Origin of the sequence: Demetria terragena DSM 11295 (assembly GCF_000376825.1) — a bacterium.
Classification (GTDB): domain Bacteria; phylum Actinomycetota; class Actinomycetes; order Actinomycetales; family Dermatophilaceae; genus Demetria; species Demetria terragena.
On sequence record NZ_AQXW01000004.1, the window covers coordinates 119,910 to 142,064 of the forward strand.

Here is a 22,155-nt window from a genome sequence, read left to right on the forward strand (position 1 = left end):
TCCGCGTGGCTGAGGGCGTCCGCCTCCGGCGGGCAACACGCTCGCTGAAGGCGCTGGTCAGCACCGACCTCGACTCTCAGCCCCGCGGTTATCGGCCGCCCTTGGATGGATTCCGGGGTCTCTTCGTTGTTCTCGTCCTGGCCTATCACTTCGGCGCGACCGGGCTCGCCGGTGGTTGGATTGGGCTCAACCATTTCTTCGTGTTCTCCGGGTTCTTGATCGCCACCCTGCTGATCAAGCAAGTGCAGCGCAGCGGATGGATCGACGCCTGGACCTTCTACATGAGGCGTGCGCGTCGCCTACTCCCACCGCTGGTGGTGCTCGTAGGCGCCGTGCTGATCTACCTCGTCGTCGCCTCACCGCCTGATCGGCGACAGACCGCTGGCGATGCGGGCGCCTCCTTGACCTTTTGGCTGAACTGGAGACTGATCGCCCGAGACGATCAGTACTTTGATCTCTATCAGACGCCGTCGCCACTGCGACACGTGTGGACGCTCGCTGTGGAGGAGCAGTTCTATCTGCTGATTCCGTGGCTGTTGATCGGGGTCTATCTGCTCCTTCGTCGGCGGTGGATGCGCGTCGCTCTTGTCGCGGGGCTTGCCCTGGGGGCAGCGGCCTGGAGCACCTGGCTGACTGGACCTGGGGGCGCAACGACGAGCCGGATCTATTACGGCACTGACGTTCGGATGCAGGCCATCCTCGTGGGAGTCGCTTTCGCCGTCGCGATGACGCCCGGTCCGGGTGGGAAACGGCTGCGGTTGTCCCTCCCCGCGACGGCAGTCGTCGGCTGGGTCGGTGCTGTGGTGTCCATCGCCGCCTTCTTTGTTCTGGACGAATCCAGCATGGACCTGTTTGGCAACGGCGGTGTCCTGCTGTTCGCCATCCTTGCCGGTGGCATGGGAGTGTCGGCGTTTGACCAGCGCGATCTGCTGTTGAACCGGATCTTCAGCTGGGGCCCGATCGTCCACCTCGGTCAGATTTCTTACGGGCTGTACCTCTATCACTGGCCGATCGAGTGGTGGCTACCGATGGATGGGGCGCCGACCTGGTTAGCCGGGTTGGCGAAGTTCGCCGTCTGTTGGACGTGCGCGGTGCTGTCCTATCGATTCCTGGAACTCCCGGTGCTGCAGCACGGGATGCGAGGTCTGTTGCCGGTTGGTCGGGGCATCTCCTTCATCGGTCCAGGGATCGTCGCGGGGATGACGGCGCTATGCCTGGCGATGGTGCAGGCCATGCCGAGCGCACGCGAAGCGGTCGGGGACGGTCGGCCCCTCGTGGCGGGGGTGTCCTATCAACGGCCAGCGCAGGACGTACGTATCGCGGTCGTGGGCGATTCGGTGCCGACGTCGCTCCAAGAGGGCTTTGAGCAATCCCGTTACCCCGGAGCGACGGTGCTTCGCCACGCGGATTACGGGGGCTGTAACCCGATTCCGTTGACGCTGGACGTGGGTGGTGATGCGGTGCCGGAAGATCAGGGTTGCGATGAATGGCGTCAACGATGGCCGCGCGAGGTCAGGAAGGACCGCGCCGATGTGCTCCTGGCGCCTGCCGGCCTGGGCTTCACCTTGCCCATCCGTGAAGGTGGTCGACTGGTTGAACCACGCTCGGCGACCGCAGAACGACTGATCCGCTCCGCTTTGGCCGCACAGTTGCGTCAGTTCGAGCAATCCGGTGCCACTCAACTGCAGGTCGTGAACGTGCCTTGCCGCGTTTTGCGTCCGGCAGTCCTGGGCAAGCGCACTCGGGAAGCGCTGGGGGAGCGCTCCTACGAAATCGATCCGACGTGGGTGAACTCGGTCATCGCCGACTGGGGTGCACGCCACCGCGCGCAGGGCGTGGAGATTATCGATCTCAACAAGGCGCTCTGCGGCAACGGTTTTCGGGGCGACATCAACGGAGTTCGGATGTATACCGACGGGGTGCATTTCAGTGAGCCGGGCGCCGCCCTGACCTGGACCTGGTTGATGCCGACCAGCGTTCGAGTGTGGGAGCAGCGTGGTGGACGTTAGCGGGACTGCCAGTTGGTGCTGACCTGTCCGAGGAGCCAACGCACCATCATGGGCGTCGCCTCGGGCGAGTAGTGCAGGGTGTCGTTGAAGAGCGGGATGTCGTTCTTGGTCGGCACGTAGTTGCCCTCCTCGCAGGAGGCCGAGTGCAGGTCAATGAGTTTGGCATCAGGAGTGTCCTTCACCCAGGACTCCAGCACCCGATTGATCTTGGTTGGCTGCTCGAACTCCTCGATGTAGCCCGGCGTTCTCTTCTGGATGCGCTGGTATAGGTCGGAGAATCGATCTTGGCCGAACTCGCGGCAGGGCACGTTCACGAGGTTGATCTGCTCGACGCCAGCTCGGCGGGCCCGCGTGGCGATCCGGGTCAAACTGCTGGTCAATAGTTGGTCGAATTCGGGATCTCCGATGGACTTTGTCTGTCCGTCCGTCATCACGTGTGGGGCGGCCAGGACCGGGGAGCCAAAAACCAACAGGGTTGAGGTCTGGCTCTCTTTCAACCTCTGTGGCCAGTCGCCCAAGCAGACAGCGTGCTGGTCTTTGGTTCCGTAGACGCTCACCATTGGTCGATCAATGAGGTCGCAGCCTTCGCGAGCCAAATTGACCGGCTGGATGCCAGGAAACTGCCGAGTCGGGAACCTCTCCATCAAGTACCAGGGAAGCGAGTCACCCAGGACTGCGAAGGAGTCGGGCTCCCCGGCCTGATAGCCCGGCTGATCTGAAACCAGTTTGGGTGGCAGCGATGCGCTCGAACTGGCTGTGACCTGAGCGTTCGTTGGGGTCGGGAGCAGCACCGTGGAACTGATCAGCGTGAGGCAGACGGCAGGCACCACCACCGCGACAACTGGCCGTCGCAGTCGGGGAAGAAGCCCTCGTACGCCGTGGCGTAGGACCGGCTCCTCGATGAACCGATAACTGACGTAAGCCATTCCGGTCGTGATGGCGAACGCTAGGAGCCCGGTGACGAGAGGTGAACCGATCCCGCCGTTGGCACCCAGCCACAAGATCACGGGCCAATGCCAGAGGTAGAGCCCGTACGACAACTTGCCGAACTGTGCCGCGATTGGCCAGTCGAAGACGCGCGTCAGCGGTGTCCGCTGGGCGCCGCTCAAGGCAGCGACCAGGACGGCGGCCGCGACCGAACTGACAACGACGCCGCCTTTCTCCCACATCCACGGCGAGTAAGCCTCGACCGTGAGGAACATCCAGATCAGGACCGCGGCGGACGCCCACCCGGCAATTTGGAGGCTCGGACGGGACGCGACTGCGGGCACTCCCTGACGTCGCCGCCATCCGAGAGCAACGCCCAAGGCCGCTCCGATGAGCAATGACGACACCCGAGTGTCGGTGCCGTAGTAGAGCCGACCGAAGTTGTCGGTCACCGATCCTGCGACGTGCGCAGTCCACGCGGTGGCGGCTATCGCTGCACCGATCAGGAATACGACCCGATGCGAACGCCGGCGAAGGAGGTAGAGCCCTAGCACGACGGCGGGCAGCAGGACGTAGAACTGCTCCTCGATCGACAGAGTCCAGGCATGGCGCAGCGGGGAGGCGAGCAGGCGATCACCGAAGTAGAGGTCCTCCTGCGCAATCAAATTCCAGTTCGTGACGAAGCCGAGGGTGGTGAGGATGTCACCGCCGAAGCGATGACGTTGCTGCTCTGGTGCGAAGAAAACGCAGTAGGCGGTGATGACCGAGAGAAATGCGAAGAGGCCCGGCAGCAGTCGTCGGCCACGCTTCTTGTAAAACTCCCAGGCGCTGATGGAGCCCCACTGCTCTCGTTCCTCGACCAACAGCCGAGTGAGGAGGAACCCGGACAGGACAAAGAAGCAGTTGATCCCGATCCACATGCCCTCCAGCGCGGTCGCGCCGAAGTGGTAGGCCATGAATGCCGCCATCAAGATGCCGCGCAGCCCATCCAGGCCTGGGGCATACGGATAGTGCGTCTTCGGCACGAGAGCGGATCCTTCGATCTCAGCGGGGTCGGTGACAGGGCTAACTTACGGGTCGGTACGGTCACCTGGTCTCAGGCTATGACGGCCTGTTGTCAAACGGAGGCTCGAATGGACACCACGACGTTCTTGTCGCGCTCGGCAGACCTGTTTGTCGCCGACGGTGCGACGACAACCCCCCGCGACCCCTACTGGCAGCAGATCGCGGACTCGGTGAGCGGCTACACCTCGGCCCACGAACTCGCGGTGCTCGGCCTCGCGGCTGGTCTGCTGCCGGAGTCGGAGTGCTACGTCGAGGTCGGAACATTCAAGGGGCGGTCCATCTGCGCGGCGGTGCGTGACGCAGCGGGCCAACAACTCTATGCGATCGAGAACTTCCTGGAGTTTGGCATGACGGGGCAGGAGGCGCGCGCCGAGCTCGAACACAACCTGGCCACCTATGCCGCCGATGCCAATGTGGTGTTGCGCGAGGGTGATTTCTTTGAGATCGCGCGCGGCACAAAGCCTTTCGATCAACCCGTCGGTGTCTATTTCTACGACGGGGAACACACCTTGTTGGCGCACTACCTCGCGCTGGCTGCCATCGAGCCGTTCCTCGCCGACGAGGCGCTCGTCCTGATTGACGACGCGACCTGGCCGGTGGTGCAGCGAGCGCACCGGTGGTTCCTGCGTAGCCATCCAGGGTGGTCGATCGAGGCGTGCTGGGATGCCACCGAGCCGGATGATCCGCAATGGGCTAATGGCTTGCACGCCTTGGTATTTCGCCGGGCGCGCCCATCACGGCTCTCCCGTCGCGACGCGTTGTTGTTGCGCTACCAGGCCACCGGGCAGGCCACGGTCAATAGCGCAGCGTGGGCTGTCGCTGACCGATTCCCCCGAATCACCAAGGCCGTCGCAGGCGCGGTCCTGTCGCGCTCACGCACGATCGGTGGTGACCGCACCTGAACGTGAGGGCGGTCCAGCCGTTGTGGACTGCAAGCGCAGGGTCACAATCAACCCCACGATGGCGACGGCCAGGGCGACCCCACCGGTCACGGTGAGGATCTGCGTTGCGCTCTCGCGCAGCCAGAGCAACACGATCAGGATCTCTACCGTGACTGCGGCGAACGCAAACATGCCAAGACCTCGGCGGTCATTGCCCATCTGCGAGAACATCCATACCTGCGCCAACGCCCAGCAGGTACCGACCCCGACACACCACGGCACAAGCCAGGCCGAGTCGGCGTAGTCCGACCCGCCTGCGAGCGTGATCCACCATTCCGGTGCGAGTCCCGTGAGTACTAGGCCGAACCCGCCGATCAGCAGGATTAGCGCGCTGGCCCGAAGCAGAACTCGCGCAGCGCCCGGCGCGCCGAGGCGGGGGATCACCAACAAGGCAATGAACTGCGTGCCCCAGGCCAGGGCGCGGGCAAAGGTGGCCGCAAGGGCATACCCGCCCGAGTCGTGTGCGCTCAGGACCTGTCTGGCTAGCAACACATCGACATTGGTGAGCGCGACGAATGCGGCCAGCGTGAGCTGAGATCGCCACAGTAAGCGCGCCAGGCCGGGGCGCGTTGAGGGCGTGTCGGTGAGTTCCGCGCGACACAACGTCCATCCGACTGCAGCCGTCAGAAGCCCGGCGATCAGCAACAGGGCGACCGTCGCCGTCAGGCGAAGGCCAAGGATCGCCACGGCGCTGGCGGCCGCGACACGCATGCCTGCCGTGGCGATATAGAGGACGGACAGCGCGCCGATGCGGTGGGTGCCGAGCAGGATTCCTTGAAAGACTCCGGTGACTGTCATCGGAATCAAGGTGAGGCCGGTCAAAATGACGGCCCAGGCCGAATTGAGGTGCAGGATCGTGGCGACCCAGGGCGAGGCCAGCACGGTGCAGCCCGCGAGCAGAACCCCGATCTGCATGGCCAGCCGCCACCCCGTCGTGGGCTTGGTGGGGTCGGCGACGGTGCGGGCCACCACTACCTGAAAGGCGCCAGCAGGAATGGCCAGCAGGATGCCGTAGGCGGTCAGCGCCGCGTACGCACCAAAGTCTGCTGGGCCGAGTGGCCGGGCCAGAATCACCACGACCGCGAAGCTCAGCGCGTTGCTGATGCCCATCGACACTCCAAGGAGAGCGCCACGCAGCGCGTACGGCCGTGAGGGTGCGTGGGGGGCCGGTGTGGCCTGTGGCATGAGAGTCCTGGGGTCGAAGCAACGGGATAAGGCTACTCACCAGTTATATTGGCCCGAGCCCGACGCGGCCGATGAGGCATAGCCCCAGCGAATCCCCGACGAAAGAACGCACTGTGCGCTTCCTGACCCGCTACCGCGTGACCGTGGCTGTGCTTGTGGTCGTGCTGGCGGCAGTCGTGTTTTTGAACGATCTTGGGCACTTCAATACCGACATCAAACCTGAGGTCTACCTCGCCCCGTGGGAAACTCTGGGGCGCTATCTGTCCTCCTGGACCGGCTCGCCGCACCTTGGCTCGCCCAACTTCAATGTCGGGCTGGCCCCAGTTCTCCTGCTCCTGAGCGCCTTGCGGTGGATCGGTCTTTCGCCCGAGATGGCTTTCAAGACCTTTCACCTGGTCTTGTGGATCGTTGGCGCTGCCGGAACGTCGCGGTTCGTCCGGACCATCGCACCCCGCGCGGGCGTGTGGGGCGGGCTGATTGCCGCCGTGGTCTTTTTGGCCAATCCCTACACCGTGCAGGCCGGTGCCACCCTGGCCGTCGCACTTCCGATGGTGCTGCTGCCGTGGATGTTGTGGTGCCTAGTCCGTGCCTTGCGTACCCCGAGGGGGTGGGCATGGCCAGCAGCCTTCGGCGTGACGTTCGCGGCAATGAGCGGCATGAACGTGGCTGTCGTTCCACTTTTCCAGTTGCTGGCGGTCTTTCCGGTGGCGTACGCCGTGCGCGCTCAAGTCGGTGTCAGTTGGCGGAACATCGGTGCAGTTCTGCTCAAGTGCGCACTCTTTGTTGTCGGCCTCTCGCTCTACTGGCTGGTCCCGGCCATGGCTGCACGGTCAACGGGTTCCCAGATCGCGGAAGCATCCGAAACGCTGACTGGGATCGCGATGGTTTCCTCGATGCCAGAGGTGCTACGTGGTGTAGGTCTATGGCCGTTGTATGGCCACGACGCGAGCGGCCCATGGGTGCCAGAGCACGCGGTGTACCTCCTCAGCCCGATGGTCATGGTGCTGGGGATCTTGCTTCCCGTCCTCGCGTTGGTGTTGCTGCGGTGGTGCCCACGCTCGGTTCGTTACGGAGTCGTCGGGTCGGTCGGCATTGCCGCACTCGTGATGGTCGGCATCTTTCCGAGCGAGGCAGACCCCAACTCGCCTTTTGGAGAGGTCCTACGCACCGCACTCCAGCAGCCCGCTCTGGTCGCTTTCCGCACCACCAACAAGATCGGCGCAGTCCTGATCCTGGCCTTTTCCGTCGCCATCGGTGTTGGTGCAGTCGGTGTGTGGCGTCGGCACGGCAATCGGGTCGAGCTGCGTATGGCGGTGCCGGGCGTGGTGATGCTCTTGGTTATCGGCTGGATCCTGCCGCCGTTGCTGGGTGGGCTCTACACCTCGCGCATGGACATTCCGACGTATTGGGAGTCGGCCGCGGCAGATGCGGATCAGGGTTCCCCGGACTCCACAGCGTTGCTGTTGCCCGGCCAAGTGCGACCCGAGTATCGCTGGACGGTGGAACGCCCCGACGACCTGAGCAATGCGCTGATGACCCGCGACGCGGTGCTGCCAGGAACGACGCCGAACGCTTCCGCACCGGGCGCAAACTTCCTGTCGGCTCTCGACTCCCAGGTCCAGTCCGGCCTGGCACCAGACGAATTCGTGTCCACCATGTCGCGCTACCTCGGCTCCGACAAGGTGATCCTGCGCCATGACCTGGCCTGGGAGCGCAACGGTGGGGCCAGGCCCGCCACGACACACCACCTGTTGTCCAAGGACGATGGGCTCGCCGAACCCCGGTCGTTCGGCTGGCCAGGGGAGTTCGTGCTCAGTCCGGACGGATCGTCGCCGTCCTACGATGAAAACGAGTTGTCGCCCGTCGAGATCTATGACCTCAAGCGACCGCGACAGGCGGTTCGAGCGCAGAGCACGTTCGGACAGGTGCTGGTAGCGGGGGATGGCTTCGCCTTCGCCCCGATGACTGAGGCTGGACTCCTGAAGGGGACACCGTTGGTGCGCTACTCCCACCTCACGAGCCCACGTGATCTCACGCGATCCCTGCCCGCTGCTGGCCACCTCGTGATCACTGACACCAACGCCCGTCGGGATGTCATACCTAACCGGCTGACCGCGGGGCACGGCCCGCTGCTCGCCAAGGATGAGCCACTCAGGCAGACGCGGACCCTCGCGGAGCGCCCCAATGACCAGACCGTGCTGCGACGTTCGGGCGTGGTGGCCCAAGCGACCAGCAGCGGCGGCACTTTTTTTGATCTTCCGTTCGGCGTCCCGGAATTCGCGGTCGATGGAGATCCTGACACCGGATGGCGCTTCGGTGACTTTGGCCGAGCGCCTGGCGAAAAACTCACCCTGACGCTGCCACGCAAGGTTCGGATCGATGAGGTGCCGATCTCTCAGTTGTCGACTGGCGTCGCCAAGATCAAGTCCGTCACCGTGACTGCGGGAGGAAAGTCAGACACGATCTCCCTCCCGGACTCGGGCGCTGCCAGAGCCAGCCTCGGCGGAGTCGTGACCGACAAGGTAGAGGTCCGAGTCGACAGTGTGCGCGGCGCGGGATTCAACCACGTCGGCATTGCCGAGGTAGGGCTGCCCGAAAACCTCACGGCGGTGCGTACGGCGCGCACCCCCACTACCTTCTCCGACCGCTATCAAGACATGGGCGCCTCCGAACGCAAGGCCTTTGCCGACATCCCGTTGGACGTCCTGCTGACCCGCGTCCAGAACACACCGAGCCGCGGCGACGACAGCGAGACCGAGTTGCGCCGTGAAGTCCACCTGCCCGACCGGCGCACTTTCAAGCCGACCGCGTCTGTACGGGTCAACGGGTCGGTGGAATCCATGCTGGATGGCATCGCTGGCTATGACCGCTCGGTGCGCGCCATCTCCAGCGATCACTACTTCCGGCTCCAGGGGACGCGTGCCTCCCAGGCGGCGGATGGCCGCCCTTCAACCGCGTGGACCCCCGCGAACCCGATTCGTGGCGAGTGGTGGCAGCTCACGACCGGGCGTCGCGCGATTCCATCGGTCAACGTCACCCAGCGCCCCGCGGCCGAGACACGGGCCGCAGCTGCGGCCAAAGCCACCCGAGTCGAGATCGCCGTCGACGGCAAGCGGGTGGCGAGTCGCTCCGTCGGATGGGGTACGACCAAGATCAAACTCCCGCACGGAACTCGGGGAAGCACAGTCCGGATGACCGTCGTGGGTGCCGATCGCGTCGAGGAGTCCACGCCGCCACGCTTCACGGAGATTGACACGGGCGCGCAGATGAAGCGTGACTCCGAAAACTCCCGGAGCGCATGCCGCACCGTGGCCCAGGTCGATGGCAAGCCGTTGTCGATGCGTCCGGCGTCCAAGTCGGTCGCCGACGCCGCGGCTGCCGGCACCCCATGGGCGCTCTGCGGCGACCCGCTGACGCTCGGCCCGGGTGGGCATTCCATCACTCCGGTTGAGGGGTACATCCTCGATGACCTCGCATTGCGCGACATCCAGCGCGAACCCGGTGTCGGCCTGACGCCACGCTTTGAGGTCACCAAGAACACTCCCACCGCGAAGTCGTTGGACGTCAAAACCGCGAACGGTCCCTACGCCATCACCATCGGGCAGAGCGTCGACCCTCGTTGGAAGGCGACTGCGGGCGGGGTGGATCTAGGACCGGCCCGAGTACTCGACGGCTATTCGGCCGGGTGGATTCTGCCCGACGGCAAGGCACGCACGATTGAGATCAGGTTCCAGCCGCAGTCGCGCGCGACTATCGCCCTCGCAGTCTCCGGCCTGGTCCTGGTTGCCGCGCTGGTCCTGATCGGCAGGCGGCTTCCACGACTATTCCGGCCTTCCGCTCACCGCCAGCCGTGCCCACGTGGTCCGCGGAGGCCGGTCGGTCGCATGGGACTTGGCGCCGCGGTCGCTCTCGCCGCCGGGTCATACCTCGCGTTGGGTCTTGCAGGAGGCTTGGGCGCGCTCGCCGTGATCGCGGTCGTTGCCCGATATCGGCCCAAGGGGCCAGGTCTGCTCTACGCAGGCGCCGGTCTCATCTTCGTCAGCATGCCGGTCTACCTCGTGCTCTTGGGCGACGAGCGGGGTGAGGTCAGCGCCGACGTCGTGGCGCAGAGTATGTGGCCACATTGGATTGCTTCCGCGGGACTAGTGATGGCCCTAGTTGGCGCCGTGACCGTGCGTGACCTGCCCCTGAAACGACCACCGCGACCAACCCCTGCGAGCGAGGACGACGGCGCGGCGGTCGAATCGGCCGACACACCGCAGCAGGAAGGCACACCCCACTCGTGAGTGCGACAGTCAGCGTGGTGGTCCCCACCAGAAACAACGCCCGAACCATCGAGGCGTGCCTGAAATCGGTACGGGCCCAGACCTATCCCGCCGTCGAGTTGATCGTGGTCGACAACTCATCTGATGACGGCACACCCCAACTGGCCGAGGGATACGCCAACCGGGTCGTGACGGCTGGACCCGAGCGCAGCGCCCAACGCAACAGGGGAGTGCAAGAGGCCACCGGTGAATGGGTCCTGTGGCTGGACAGCGACATGGTGCTTCCGCCGGATGCCGTCGCGGCTGCGGTTCGCACGACCGAGGCAGGCGCCGACGCCGTCGCCTTGCCAGAGCGCACGATCGGGTCGGGTTTCTGGACGCAGTGCCGCGCACTGGAGCGCTCCTGCTATCTCGACCAGCCGTTGCTCCACAATCCCCGACTCCTGCGCCGCGATTATCTACTCGCGCAGGGCTTTCACCTTGGCATGTCCGGCCCCGAGGACGCCGATCTGCGAATGCGGCTGCGCGCCGAAGGGCATACGGTGGCGCTCGCTCCGGTCATCGTTGACCACGACGAGGGTCGACTGACGCTCAAGGACGTTCTGGAAAAGCGGTACTACTACGGCCGAAGCATCCCGACCTTCGCCGCCGAACATGAGGGCGCCGTGTCAGATCAGGGCCGGGGGATCCTGCGCAGTTATGTCGTCCATCGTGGTGATCTCGCACGGGATCCGCTCCACGCTGCAGGCATGGTCTTCATGCGCGGTCTCGAGGTCGTCGGCTACGCCTTCGGGGCCCGCCGCGGTCGCCGTGACCGTGCTGCGGGGCGTACGCCATGAGTCGCCGGTTGTTGTGGGTCTCGTTGCCCGATCAGCGACCCCGCCGCGAGTTGTACTGGATGTCACGGATGCCCGGTACGGATGTCACGGCCTTGGCCAAGGACGAGCCGGTTGGCGATCTGACCTGGATCCCGACGACCTACCGCCGGCCGATTACTCGCTTCGTCGAGGCGGGCGCTTTCGCGTGGGCACGCGGAGTCGCTGATGCACCGGGAGAGTACGACTGGGTGGCCTCGCTCGAACTCTGTTCGCTCGTCACCGGCCAGGCATCGCGGCTCCGTCGCAGGCGAGGACTCAAGCAAGCGGTCATCACCTGGGAAAATCTCCCCAACCAGCCGCTCTACAAGATTCCGCCTTATCGCCAGGCACTCCAGTCCTGCCGCGATGCTGACCTCCTGTTGTGCATGGTGGATGCGGCCCGAGAACACCTGTTGGACAACGGTTTTGACGAAGCGCAGATCGAAGTCGTCAAACCTGGCATCGACACTGAGCTCTTCAAACCCGCCGCGCGATGGCCAGATCAGCCAACCATCACCTTCATCTCGCCGCTGGCTCCCAACAAGGGGATCGACACGGTGCTGGAAGCAGTACAGATCGTGCAGCGCACCATTCCGGAGGTTCAACTCAAGGTTGCAGGGTCTGGCCCGCTCAGCCATCTGGTCGATGCGGCCGCGGCGGATCCGGCCCGGCGAGTGCAGCATGTCGGGGCTCTAGACGCTGCGGGAGTGGCTGACCTTCTTCAGGGCACCTCGTTATTCACCACGGCACCGCGGCCGACCTGGAAATGGACCGAGCAACTCGGCCTGGCCTACCTCGAGGCCCAAGCCTGTGGGCTTCCGGTCGTCACCACGCGCTGCGGGACTAATGACGAAGCCGTGGCCGCGCCGCCCAACGACCTGGTCGATGGGGGAGCCGAGGAGTTGGCCGAGAGATTCGCCTGGTGGCTGGAGCATCCGACGGAGGCCGCCGCCGTGGGCGCGACCAACCGCTCCCGGATGGTGGCCGAGCACGACCTGCATACGCAGTGCGTCCGGATGGCCGCAGCGTTTGCAGCCAGAGAGTCGGGCTAGTCCGATGCAGATGGCTGAGCGCCTTCGTGCGACCTCTGCGACGTGGTACGGCGCTGCCGGGGGTGTGGTCTGCGCAGTGCTCATGCTTGGCCCCGGACTTGCGCCGGGATACCTGCTCTTCTACGACATGGTGTTCGTGCCCGACCTCCAGTTGAGCGATCGGGTCCTTGGGGTGGACGGTTCGGTGCCACGCGCCGTACCCAACGACCTCGTCGTCGCGGTGCTGTCCGGGCCAATCCCGGGCTGGATCGTGCAGAAAGTGCTGCTCGTGGCGGTGTTCGTCGGCGTGGGCGCCGGCATGGGGCATCTAACCCGCTCCCGGCTAGGAGCGTGGAGCGCGGCCGTGGTGGCCTGTTGGAATCCATATCTCGCAGAGCGTCTGGCGATCGGCCATTGGGGATTCCTACTGGGGTACGCCACGCTGCCCTGGGTCGCCGCGGCCGCGGTGCGCTGCCGTCGAGGTGAGCGGGGCGGTCGCGCGCTCCTGGGCGCAGCCCTTCTCGTCGCGGCCTTCACCGGGTCCACCGGCTCGGTTCTGGCCCTCGCCGTGGCGATTGCCGTCGTCGTCCTGCCGTGGACAGCGCCGCTGACGGCCCGCGCCGCGGATCTCGCGTGGGTCGCGCTCGTCTTTGTTCTGGCCAATGCGCCGTGGTGGTGGCCCTTCCTGCGCGTCGGTCAAACCTTCGTGGCTGACCCCGACGGCGTCGCAGCCTTTCAGTCGCGCGCGGACACACCGTTGGGCACGGTCGGCTCGCTTCTGACCGGTGGCGGCATCTGGAACAGCGGAGTGTGGTTCGCCGAGCGCGAGACGTGGCTGATCTCTGGGGTGGCGCTTGTCCTAGTTCTTCTGGCCTTGGCGTCCTGGGGCATGAGCGCGGGGTGGCGTCGCCACCCCGCCGCACTGGGAATGATGGCCGTTGGCTCGCTGGGATTTCTGGCGTCGGCGTTGTCCTCTTGGCCAGGTGGAGATGCCGTCATCCAGTGGGTGGTTGTCGAGGTTCCCGGTGGCGGTTTGATCCGCGACTCACAGAAGTTCCTCGCCCTTTGGATGATCTTCCTGGCGATGGTCGTGGGGGATGGAGTCGAACGCCTGCGCGAGCGAGGCGTACGGGCCGGTCTGGGCGTCCGGGTGCCGGCCGGTTTGGCCGTCGGCGCGCTACTGACCAGCGTCGCGGTACTCCCAGGTGCGCTGTGGGCGGCGAACGGTCGATGGACCACGACGCACTATCCGGCCGATCAGCTGCGCGTCGCCTCCCAGCTTGAGCGGGCCCCAGACGGCGCGGTCGCGGTCTTTCCCTGGACGCTCTATCGGCGAAGCGAGTGGAACGACCGGCGGGTGGTCCTTGATCCTTGGCAGCGACTGCTGTCTCGGGAGGTCCTGGTCAACGACGACCTTCCGCTCTCAGATCGGGTGGTGCGCGGCGAGAGCCCGGACTCGGCCCGGGTGAGTCGCGCACTGACCGCGGGAAAGGGCGTCCCGGTCTTGCGTGATCTTGGGGTGCGTTACGCGGTCGTCTTGACCGACCAGCCCACCAAGCCCGGCGTTCCGGATCTGCGGAGCGAGCGAGTGCTGACCTCGGCCGAAGACATCACCGTCTATGACCTCGGACCAGTGCGAGCTCCCAGCGCTGGTGCCGACGCCACGGATTACATCGGGTTCGCCCTCGCGGGAGGAGCAATCCTGCTGGTGGGCGCCAGCGTGATCGGCGCGCGGTGGCGCCGAACCTGACGACGTCATCGACTCGGAGCCGTCCCGTTGTTATAGTCAGGTGACGGACGAGTAACCACCGCCATTTTGGGCGGCAATGAGTGAGGGTCAAGCCATGGCGCAAGAAGGCGCAAGCAAGGTCGCGTGGAACGCTGGCGGTGCGATCGTCGGTATCGTGTTGGCGGCTTTGGCGGTCTTCGGGCTGGTCCAGTCGCAGAGTTCGGTCCAGCAGAAGCAGACCTACAGCGAAACCATCAGTTACGACAACTGATCCCCGGCCCGCAACGGCCGTTCATTTCGCCGCGTCACTCCATGTGACTGTCGCGGAGTTCGCTGTCGACGTGCGGTAGTTCTGGCCGAGGCGCCTGCCCAAGAACTGAGAGCAAGGACTGCTCCAGGTGCTGGGCGGTGTGGTCCCAATCAAACGTACGCGCGTGCCGTTCGGCAGCATGTCCAAGGCGCCCTCGCAGTTCGCCGTCGGCGAGCAACGACTCCACCCGTCGTGTCAGATCAGCACGATCAGTCGCCAGCAACCCCGTCCGCCCATGCCGAATGGACTCGCTCGGCCCACCGGCGGCCGCATAGGCCACAGCGGGAGTGCCGTGGATGCCAGCCTCCACAATGTTGAGGCCCCACCCTTCCTTATGGGAAGGGACCACCAACACCCAAGAACGAGCCAAGATTTCTTGCTTGCGCGAATCGTCGACAAACCCGTGGAAATGAACCTGCCCGAACACACCGCGCGCCCGGGCGTGCTCCTCGAGTTCGTCCTGCCAATAGCCCGCGCCCACAACAGCAAGTGACAGACCCGGGTGGGCTTCTTGGAGGTCGGCCACAAGGTCGATCGCCTGTTCCACATGCTTGTGCGGCACGAGCCGACCCAGGACACACAACAAAGGGTGTGTGCTGCGTGGAGTGACCCCGAGGCTCGCATCGTCTGAGCGATCGTTTCCGGAGTAGACCACGTCGATGTGGTCACCGGAGACCCCGAGCTCCACGAGGTCTGCTCTGGTCGCCATTGACACGGTGACGTACCGGCTGCGGCGGTACACGAGGGGCGCGACCTTGGACTCCAACACCCAACCGACGGCCCCTACGACGCGTCCAAACACGATAGGCCACTGTTCGCGGTGGACATGGTGGGTCACGTTGACCACAGGGCAACGTGCCACCAGGGGTGACCAGAAGGGCACGCCATTCTGGATATCGACGATCACGTCATAGTCGTGGCGATGCCGAGCCACGTGGGCCAGACCGCGTGCATAACACGTAAAGCGATTGCCGCGCCGCAGAATCCGCACGCTGCCGTGCCTGGTTTCGGCGGCTGATCCAGGGAACCGGGAGGTGACGAAGGTGACCGAGTGGCCGCGCTGAGTCAGACCTTCGGCGGTGCGTTCGGCAAAGGTTTCGGCGCCACCGGCCTCCGGGTTTTCCTGGTCGCGCCAGGAGAGATAGAGCACCCGCATCGTCACGAACAGTCTTTCGAGATGTCGGTCACAACGGTCTACGCTCCTGCTCGGTGGATTCGGTCAAGCTCACCGTCGTCCCGGTGAGCCATAGATAGGGTAGCCGTCAGGCTACTCACGCGTAGGAAGGTTCGAATCTCGCATGTACACGCAGGTGATATGTGAGATCTGTGGGTCGACGACGCGCGCCGAATTCCTTCGTGGTGGCGGTGCACTCGACCGGTGCGTCGAGTGCGGGCACCTTCAGCGAGACCTCGAGCGCGCGCCAGCCTGGCACCGTGATGTGGCTTATGGCGGCGACCCCACGTTGGACCGGGCGCGATTGGCGCTGACCTACCGTGAGCTCGCCCGCCGCGCGCCCGGGCAACCGGGGCGAGTGTTCGAAGTGGGGTTCGGCACGGGCGCCCTGCTGCTGCGGTTCGCCCACCAGGGCTCGCAAGTGGCCGGGTGCGATTCCGAGCAACTCCAGGCGAGCACTGACCCACGGCTGGCCGAGCAGGCAACGCTGTGGCATGTCCCGATCGAGGCCATCGACACGTCGGAGACCTACGACTTGGTGTACGGCGTGCACGTTGTCGAGCACGTGACCGACCCCCTACGCACGGCCCAGGTGTGTCGCGAACTCCTGCGACCAGGCGGACAGGTGCAGTTCCTGACCCCGGCCGGTGACGGGACCGGGCCGACGGCCTACGGCGCCGCCTGGTGGATGTTGGAAGACCCGACGCACGTCCGGTTCTTCTCGGCCGTGAGCCTGACTCGGATGCTGGAGCAGGCTGGCTTCATCGACGTCCAGGTCCGGCGCCTGGTCCTGGATTCGTTGGCCACTGACGGGGCGAGCCTGACGAGGATGGTGCGCAAACGCGCCGAGCCAGCGGGCGTGTTGTCGTCGGCGGCCGTACTGGGTGGCGCGGCGCTGAGCGCGCCGTTCGTGCTGGTGATGCGGGCCCTGGTGCCGCGAACACGTACGACCTTGCACGTCACGGCCAGGCGTCCGACGTGACACGGCAACAGCGGAACGTGGCCCGGTCAGTCTCGCTTTTTCGCGCCTTCTTGAAAGAGCAGACCGAGCCCGCGATTTTCTACGGCGCACTAGCCGAGGACTCGGTGGCGACCCTGCAGGACCACATCGATCTCCACGGGGCCACCGTGGTGGATGTCGGCGCGGGGCCTGCCGAGTTCGCTGACCGGTTCCGTGCGGCCGGCGCTCGCTATGTCGCCCTCGACCACGACAGGTCGGTCGCGTCGGTTGCGCGCGGGGGGCTGGTGGCCTCGGCCAGCCAACTGCCACTTGCGGATGCGTCGGTGGACGTCATCTTTTGCAGCAATCTGTGGGAGCACGTCGAACAACCTGAGGCGGTGGGAGATGAACTCCTGCGGGTGATCCGACCAGGCGGGTTGCTCTTTCTGAGCTATACGAACTGGCTATCCCCGTGGGGTGGGCACGAAACCTCACCCTGGCACTGGCTTGGGGGCGAGCGGGCCGTACGCCGCTACCGGCGGCGACATGGACATGAGCCCAAGAATCGCGTCGGCCAGACCCTTTTCCGGGTCACCGTGGCGCAGGGCCTGCGCTGGTCAGCCGCGTCTCCCCATGGTGAGGTCGTGGCCGCGCGCCCGAGGTATTACCCGGATTGGGCACGCACGCTGGTGTCTGTTCCGTGGGTGAGGGAGGTGCTGACCTGGAACCTCTTACTCATCGTGCGGCGCCACTGACGAGCGACCAGCTCTGGGCTCGACGGCGACTTGCCGTCGGCACGTTGGTGGCGGTGATCCCATGGTTGATTGCCCCCGGCCTGGTCCAGCCCGACACTAAGGCTGATCTCACGCTTGCCCCGTGGTCGTATCTGGCCCGCTCGCTGACTGCCTGGAACGACCATTCTGGGTTGGGCGAGTTGCAGAACCAGGCATATGGCTACCTCTTCCCGATGGGACCCGTCATGGGCGTCGGCCAATGGCTGGGCCTGCCTGAGTGGGCTGCGCAACGCGCGTGGTGGTCGCTGTTGCTTGTCCTGGCGTGGTGGGGGACCGACCGGCTGATTCGACGATTGGGCGTGGCCGGCCCCGCGGCCGCGATGGTCGCAGCCACGAGTTATGCCTTGGCGCCCCGGGTGCTTACCGTGCTCTCGCAGATCTCGGCGGAAGCCTGGCCGGCTGCCCTCGCGCCCTGGCTGATGTTGCTGGTCCTCCCGCTGACCCAACGTGACGCGACGACGGCTCAACGGTGGCGGGCTGTCGCGGGAACGGGACTCGTCGTCGCGGCACTCGGTGGCGTCAACGCGGTCGCGTCGGCTGTCGTACTCATGCTGCCTGCCCTCATGCTCGTGGTCGCGCGAGCTCGGCCACAGGTGTGGCTGATGTGGGCCAGTGGGGTGGTCGTTGGCGCGCTGTGGTGGGTTGCACCGCTGCTGGTTCTGGGCAAGTACGCCTATCCGTTCCTGGACTACATCGAAACGTCGAACATCACGACGGCCACGACCAGTGCCACGAATTCCCTTCGGGGAGCGTCGCATTGGGTGGCATACATCCTGGATGGCGAAGACCATCCAGTGTGGCAGTCCGGGTGGGTTGAGGCTCAGCACCCGATCGCCATCGTGGCGACGGCAGCGCTGGCTGGCGTGGGACTTGCGGGGCTAATGCTGATGCAGCGAAGTGCGACGACAGCATGGGTGGGGCGGTGGGCGTCTGCTGCTGTGGTGGTCGGCGTCCTGCTCATGGCCGTGGGCCACGCCGGGCGCCTCGGCTCGCCCGTTGCTGAGATGGTTCAGGGCTTGCTGGATGGGCCCTTGGCGCCACTGCGCAACGTGCACAAGCTAGACCCGGTCCTTCGGTTGCCGATCGCGCTCGGCCTCGCCCACGTGGTGACTCGACTTGCCGAGCAGCGCGTCCAGATGCGTACCCGGGTGATGGCCGCCGGGCTCGCCGCCGCCGTGGTGCTGTCCCCGCTTGCGTTGTGGACCGGTCGGGCCGCCGATGCCGCGGGATATCCATCAGTGCCGACGGACTGGACCCAGACAGCCACCACGGTCGATCAGGCGGCCGAACGCTCGGGAGGGGCAAGTCTGCTCCTGCCTGCCTCGCGAAATGCGCACTACGAGTGGGGCAACCTGACCGATGAACCGCTCACTGCGCTCGCGGCTTCGCCGGTGGTGGTCCGAGCGTCGGCGCCTTTGGGTCACCCGGGAAGCACCCGAATCCTGGACTATGCGGACCAGTTGGCCGCCTCCGGAAAACCGCAGCCCTCCTTGGCCGCCGGGCTGGCTCGCATGGGATTGCGCCGAGTGGTCGTCCGCCACGACCTGACCTCCTCAACCGGCGCGCACTCGTCGCGGGCTGTGGAGAAGACCCTGACCCGTAGCCCCGGCTTCACGAGACTGGCCCAGCACGGCAAAGTCAGCGTCTGGTCGGTCACCGCCCCGGCGTCCGACACAGTGACCGGCTACCCCGCGAAACTGCTGACGGTGGCGGGCGGACCAGAAGCGACCTTTGATCTGCTTGCAGCGGGCCTGCTGAGTCGTGGGCAAGGCAGCCGCGTTGGACCGGGGCTGGAGCCAGCCGATGTGGTCACTGATTCCGCGCCGTGGCGGGTGTATCACAACGGACGACCTGCCCAGTTTGCGTATGGCCCAGCCCTCAGGCGGGAGGATTCGGCTCCTACCCAGCCTGGATCCCGAGACCTTCCGCCGGCTGGTGAAGCGTCGACTCAGCCCACGATGGTCGTGCCAGGAATGACATCGCTGCGCGCGAGCACTTCGGCCGCGGACCCGTTCGCCCGGGGCTATCGCAGTCCCCGTAATGGTCCTGCGAGTGCGCTCGATCAGGATCCCTCGACGGCGTGGATCTCCGATCACGCGGAGGAGGGTCCGGTAGAACTCATGGGCGAGACCGACTCGCCGGTCGCGGGTGGCATGTTTGAGATCCAGTTCGCGCAGGGTCCCGGGGTGACTGTGCCAACGTCGGTCGAGGTGACCTTTGCCGGGCCTGATCGGCCCAAGCAACGGGAGACCTACCCGGTCAACAACGGCAGCGTCGGTCTGGGGCACAAGGGAGGGTGGACGACCGTGCGAATACGCCTGCTGGGGTTAAGCGGCGACGAGCAGGGTGGTATCCGCGAGGTGACCTGGCCGGGAAGCGGCCGCAGCTACCTTCAGCTCCCAGAGCCTGTTGACTTGAGCGAGCAGGCGCTCATGGTGCGTCGGGACCCGTACGGCGCCGACGGCCCGTCACTCGTGCGCGGCTTCACGAACCAGCAGTCCCTCAGACCTGACGCGGACATCACGGTCCGGCCCCGGCCCGGACGAGCGCTCAACCAGTTGCTGGATGGGGACTGGACCGTCTCTGGTCCCACCTCCAGTTCGGCGGCTGCCCAACGTCCGGGCGCGGCTGTCGACGGCAGAAGCGACACGACCTGGACGGTGCCTGCAGGCGAAGGCGCGCCCACGCTTCGCGTCAAATTCGCCACCCCACAGCGGATCCGCGGCATCGCCCTCGGTTCGAGTTCAACGGTCACTGGGGTCCGGGTCAGGACCTCCCCATCGACACCCGTCACCACGCTCGGACCGACGGGCGGACGAGTTGATCTGCGCACGCGCAACCTCGACATCCAACTCACCCGCGATGATGCATCAGGAACGTGGGAGGTCCCAGAGATCACGCTCGATGGTGTCGACCGAGCGTCGCCCGACCCTGAAATACGTTGCGGCAATGCGGGATTCATCACGGTTGGGCAGAATCGCGTATCGCTGCGCGCCACGCCGTCAATGCGAGAGTTGCTCGAGGGTGCACCGATTCCGGCGCAGTTATGTGTACCCCTCGTGGCGGCCGCCGGCGACGTCGTGCTCGAGGTGGGGGCAGGGGCCACTGCTCTTCCAGAACGGGTGGTCATGGGCAAGCGTCCGACTGCGGCCGTTGGCTCTCGCGATCTGCGGGTCATGCGTTCGGCCTCTGGCGAGCGGCAGGTACGCGTTGGCGCCGGTTCGCCCATGCTCCTCACCTTGCCCGAGGGTGAAAACGCCGGCTGGCAGGCGCGGACCAGTGACGGCTCGATGCTGCGACCGGTCACCGTCGACGGGTGGCGACAGGCGTTCATCCTGGAAACCCGGGATGCGACCACGGTCGATATCACCTTCGCGCCCACAAGGCTCCATCGTGCCGGGCTGGCCGCGGGAGCGGTTGGGGTGCTGGTGCTTGCCCTGCTCTGGCTGAGTGTGGCCGGGCACCGCCCTGCACCGTGGCGGCCGGGTGCGGTGCGTACCTGGCCCCGCAGGGCCGCCGTGGCTGCTGCCGCAGGCGCCGGAGCCGTGATTGCAGGCCCGGTGGGATTGCTGATCGGCCTGGCCGTCGCGATGGTGCCACGAGTGTTCTTGTCGCGGCTGGCCGTCGGGGGAGTCGCCACCGCGGGTGTGGTGCTTGCGGTTGCGGGCGCCGCGGATCAGCAGTCCGTCGGCGCGGTCCTAGCGCAGGGTCTCAGCGTGGTCAGCGTTGCTGCGCTGGTTGCCGGTTTCGACTCCGCGCCCACCGGATCGCAGGCGCCTCCACGAACCGAGCCGAGAGCGTAGCGATCGCCACGCTCAGGCCAACGGTCGCGATGAGGACCCACCAGAATCCGCCGGAGAACAGCGGGCGGCCTGTGACGGAGTAGAGCACTTGCAGGACCAGCACGTGCCACAAGAACACCGCGTACGAAAGCTCGCCCGCCCAGGCGCACCCTGCCTTCAGGCGTGGGGACGGCGTGCGCCGGTGCTCAAACTCGAGCGCAGCCAGGAGCACCATTGCGGCGAGCGCGGCATACGCCACTTCTTTGAACATCAGGCTCGCTGGCGTCGCCTCGGACAAACCGACGGGCCCGCCCCACGGCGTAGCGACCGCGAGATAGATCAGGCCGGCGGCCAGGAGCGCCAGCATCGGATCATGACGAAAAGGCGCCACAGCGGCAGTGGCGCGGGGGGCGGCGAGGCCGGCCGACCACGTCTCTACTCCGAGCGCCGCGGCTGCTCCGACGGCGAACCACGCTGCATGCGCTGGCGCTGAGGTGGCGAGCACCGGCCATTCAACGGCTGCGGCGAGACCTTGAAGCGCAACACCCACTCCGCCGATGGCCGCGAGAATGACGAAATGTCGGTCGACCCGCGGGTGCGCGTGGCGGCGGATCAGCCGACCGATGAGCGGGACACCCAGATAGAAGGTGATCTCGGTGGTCAAGCTCCAGGTCTGGGTCATCGCCTGGTAGGTCTCCCCGGTCCATCCCTGAAGGACAAAAACATGGGCAAAGACCTTCCACGGGTCCCCGACACCGGCAACTCCGGGAAGCGCGACGGCGGCTAACAGGACGGCGATCAGAGCGACCCAATAGGCGGGCAATACCCGAGCCGCGCGTCGACGCGCATAGCCCTCGGCGTTGACCTGCGAGCCGGACAACGCCGCCCGATAGTGCGGCCGTAGGAGCAGAAACGCTGACAGGGCGAAGAAAATGGCGACCCCGCTGTCCCCGCGTGCGAGCAGCCGGCCGACGGTGTCGATCTGTGCCGCACCGGTCCAGAACGCGACATGCGACAGGAGGACGAGCATGGCGGCCATGCCGCGTACGCCGTCCAACAGATTCCACCGCATCGCCACCTCCAAGTTAACGGTCGGGTAGGTTTCGCATGGCCTTGCTAGCGCAGGCTACTGGCGCAAACCACGAA

Annotated in this window: 14 protein-coding genes; 10 read left to right on the forward strand and 4 right to left on the reverse strand. The window is 65.9% G+C overall.

Features of this window, described 5'->3' with window-relative positions; translation table 11 throughout:
* Positions 1 to 5 precede the first annotated feature (5 nt).
* A complete protein-coding gene (locus F562_RS0104645) occupies positions 6 to 2,009 on the forward strand; it encodes an acyltransferase family protein (RefSeq protein ID WP_018155766.1) in 2,004 nt (667 codons plus the stop codon).
* On the opposite strand, the gene F562_RS0104650 is transcribed toward F562_RS0104645, so the two are convergent.
* Positions 2,006 to 3,961: an acyltransferase family protein gene (locus F562_RS0104650; RefSeq protein ID WP_018155767.1), complete on the reverse strand. Its 1,956-nt coding sequence runs from the start codon at positions 3,959 to 3,961 to the stop codon at positions 2,006 to 2,008. The two genes, F562_RS0104645 and F562_RS0104650, sit on opposite strands and share 4 nt — an antisense overlap.
* Positions 3,962 to 4,069: 108 nt before the next feature.
* Between F562_RS0104650 and F562_RS0104655 the strand changes: the two genes are divergently transcribed.
* Positions 4,070 to 4,903, forward strand: a complete 834-nt coding sequence (locus F562_RS0104655; protein ID WP_018155768.1) for a class I SAM-dependent methyltransferase — start codon at positions 4,070 to 4,072, stop codon at positions 4,901 to 4,903.
* On the opposite strand, the gene F562_RS0104660 is transcribed toward F562_RS0104655, so the two are convergent.
* Entirely contained in the window at positions 4,874 to 6,127 is a 1,254-nt protein-coding gene (locus tag F562_RS0104660; protein WP_083915470.1) for a lipopolysaccharide biosynthesis protein, read from the reverse strand. The two genes, F562_RS0104655 and F562_RS0104660, sit on opposite strands and share 30 nt — an antisense overlap.
* A 113-nt stretch (positions 6,128 to 6,240) precedes the next feature.
* On the opposite strand from F562_RS0104660, the gene F562_RS0104665 reads away from it, so the two are divergent.
* The 5 genes from F562_RS0104665 to F562_RS20725 all read left to right on the forward strand — a co-directional run bounded on the left by F562_RS0104665 (position 6,241) and on the right by F562_RS20725 (position 14,280).
* A complete protein-coding gene (locus tag F562_RS0104665) occupies positions 6,241 to 10,413 on the forward strand; it encodes an alpha-(1->3)-arabinofuranosyltransferase domain-containing protein (protein ID WP_018155770.1) in 4,173 nt (1,390 codons plus the stop codon).
* Positions 10,410 to 11,231 carry a glycosyltransferase family 2 protein gene (locus tag F562_RS18075; protein ID WP_018155771.1) on the forward strand — a complete coding sequence of 274 codons (822 nt, stop codon included), beginning with the start codon at positions 10,410 to 10,412 and terminating at the stop codon, positions 11,229 to 11,231. Before F562_RS0104665 ends, F562_RS18075 begins: the two co-directional genes overlap by 4 nt.
* The gene (locus F562_RS0104675; protein WP_026180997.1) at positions 11,228 to 12,301 is read left to right on the forward strand and encodes a glycosyltransferase family 4 protein; all 1,074 of its coding nucleotides are present in this window, start codon (positions 11,228 to 11,230) and stop codon (positions 12,299 to 12,301) included. The genes F562_RS18075 and F562_RS0104675 overlap by 4 nt, the downstream gene beginning before the upstream one ends.
* 10 nt (positions 12,302 to 12,311) lie before the next feature.
* On the forward strand, positions 12,312 to 14,030 hold the full coding sequence (locus tag F562_RS18080) for an MmpA family trehalose lipid delivery protein (RefSeq protein ID WP_018155773.1): 1,719 nt from the start codon (positions 12,312 to 12,314) through the stop codon (positions 14,028 to 14,030).
* A 94-nt stretch (positions 14,031 to 14,124) separates the two neighbouring features.
* Entirely contained in the window at positions 14,125 to 14,280 is a 156-nt protein-coding gene (locus tag F562_RS20725; protein WP_156822538.1) for a hypothetical protein, read from the forward strand.
* A gap of 34 nt (positions 14,281 to 14,314) precedes the next feature.
* Here F562_RS20725 and F562_RS0104690 read toward each other — a convergent pair whose 3' ends face one another.
* Positions 14,315 to 15,475, reverse strand: a complete 1,161-nt coding sequence (locus F562_RS0104690; protein ID WP_018155775.1) for a glycosyltransferase family 4 protein — start codon at positions 15,473 to 15,475, stop codon at positions 14,315 to 14,317.
* A 142-nt stretch (positions 15,476 to 15,617) separates the two neighbouring features.
* Here F562_RS0104690 and F562_RS0104695 point away from each other — a divergent pair, with 142 nt between their 5' ends.
* Genes F562_RS0104695 through F562_RS0104705 form a run of 3 tightly spaced genes read left to right on the forward strand, consistent with a single transcriptional unit; the run spans position 15,618 to position 21,030 of the window.
* The gene (locus tag F562_RS0104695) at positions 15,618 to 16,475 is read left to right on the forward strand and encodes a class I SAM-dependent methyltransferase (protein ID WP_018155776.1); all 858 of its coding nucleotides are present in this window, start codon (positions 15,618 to 15,620) and stop codon (positions 16,473 to 16,475) included.
* Entirely contained in the window at positions 16,472 to 17,188 is a 717-nt protein-coding gene (locus tag F562_RS0104700) for a class I SAM-dependent methyltransferase (protein ID WP_018155777.1), read from the forward strand. The genes F562_RS0104695 and F562_RS0104700 overlap by 4 nt, the downstream gene beginning before the upstream one ends.
* Entirely contained in the window at positions 17,134 to 21,030 is a 3,897-nt protein-coding gene (locus F562_RS0104705; protein ID WP_169333364.1) for an alpha-(1->3)-arabinofuranosyltransferase domain-containing protein, read from the forward strand. Before F562_RS0104700 ends, F562_RS0104705 begins: the two co-directional genes overlap by 55 nt.
* On the opposite strand, the gene F562_RS0104710 is transcribed toward F562_RS0104705, so the two are convergent.
* Positions 20,948 to 22,081, reverse strand: a complete 1,134-nt coding sequence (locus F562_RS0104710; protein ID WP_018155779.1) for an acyltransferase family protein — start codon at positions 22,079 to 22,081, stop codon at positions 20,948 to 20,950. The two genes, F562_RS0104705 and F562_RS0104710, sit on opposite strands and share 83 nt — an antisense overlap.
* Positions 22,082 to 22,155 lie beyond the last annotated feature (74 nt).

Excerpts from the sequence above, each read along its gene's own strand:
- F562_RS20725 (WP_156822538.1), top strand. The coding sequence starts at position 14,125 with ATGGCGCAAGAAGGCGCAAGCAAGGTCGCGTGGAACGCTGGCGGTGCG.
- F562_RS0104690 (WP_018155775.1), bottom strand. The coding sequence starts at position 15,475 with ATGCGGGTGCTCTATCTCTCCTGGCGCGACCAGGAAAACCCGGAGGCC.
- F562_RS0104675 (WP_026180997.1), top strand. The coding sequence starts at position 11,228 with ATGAGTCGCCGGTTGTTGTGGGTCTCGTTGCCCGATCAGCGACCCCGC.
- F562_RS18080 (WP_018155773.1), top strand. The coding sequence starts at position 12,312 with ATGGCTGAGCGCCTTCGTGCGACCTCTGCGACGTGGTACGGCGCTGCC.
- F562_RS0104695 (WP_018155776.1), top strand. The coding sequence starts at position 15,618 with ATGTACACGCAGGTGATATGTGAGATCTGTGGGTCGACGACGCGCGCC.
- F562_RS0104660 (WP_083915470.1), bottom strand. The coding sequence starts at position 6,127 with ATGCCACAGGCCACACCGGCCCCCCACGCACCCTCACGGCCGTACGCG.
- F562_RS0104655 (WP_018155768.1), top strand. The coding sequence starts at position 4,070 with ATGGACACCACGACGTTCTTGTCGCGCTCGGCAGACCTGTTTGTCGCC.
- F562_RS0104710 (WP_018155779.1), bottom strand. The coding sequence starts at position 22,081 with ATGCGGTGGAATCTGTTGGACGGCGTACGCGGCATGGCCGCCATGCTC.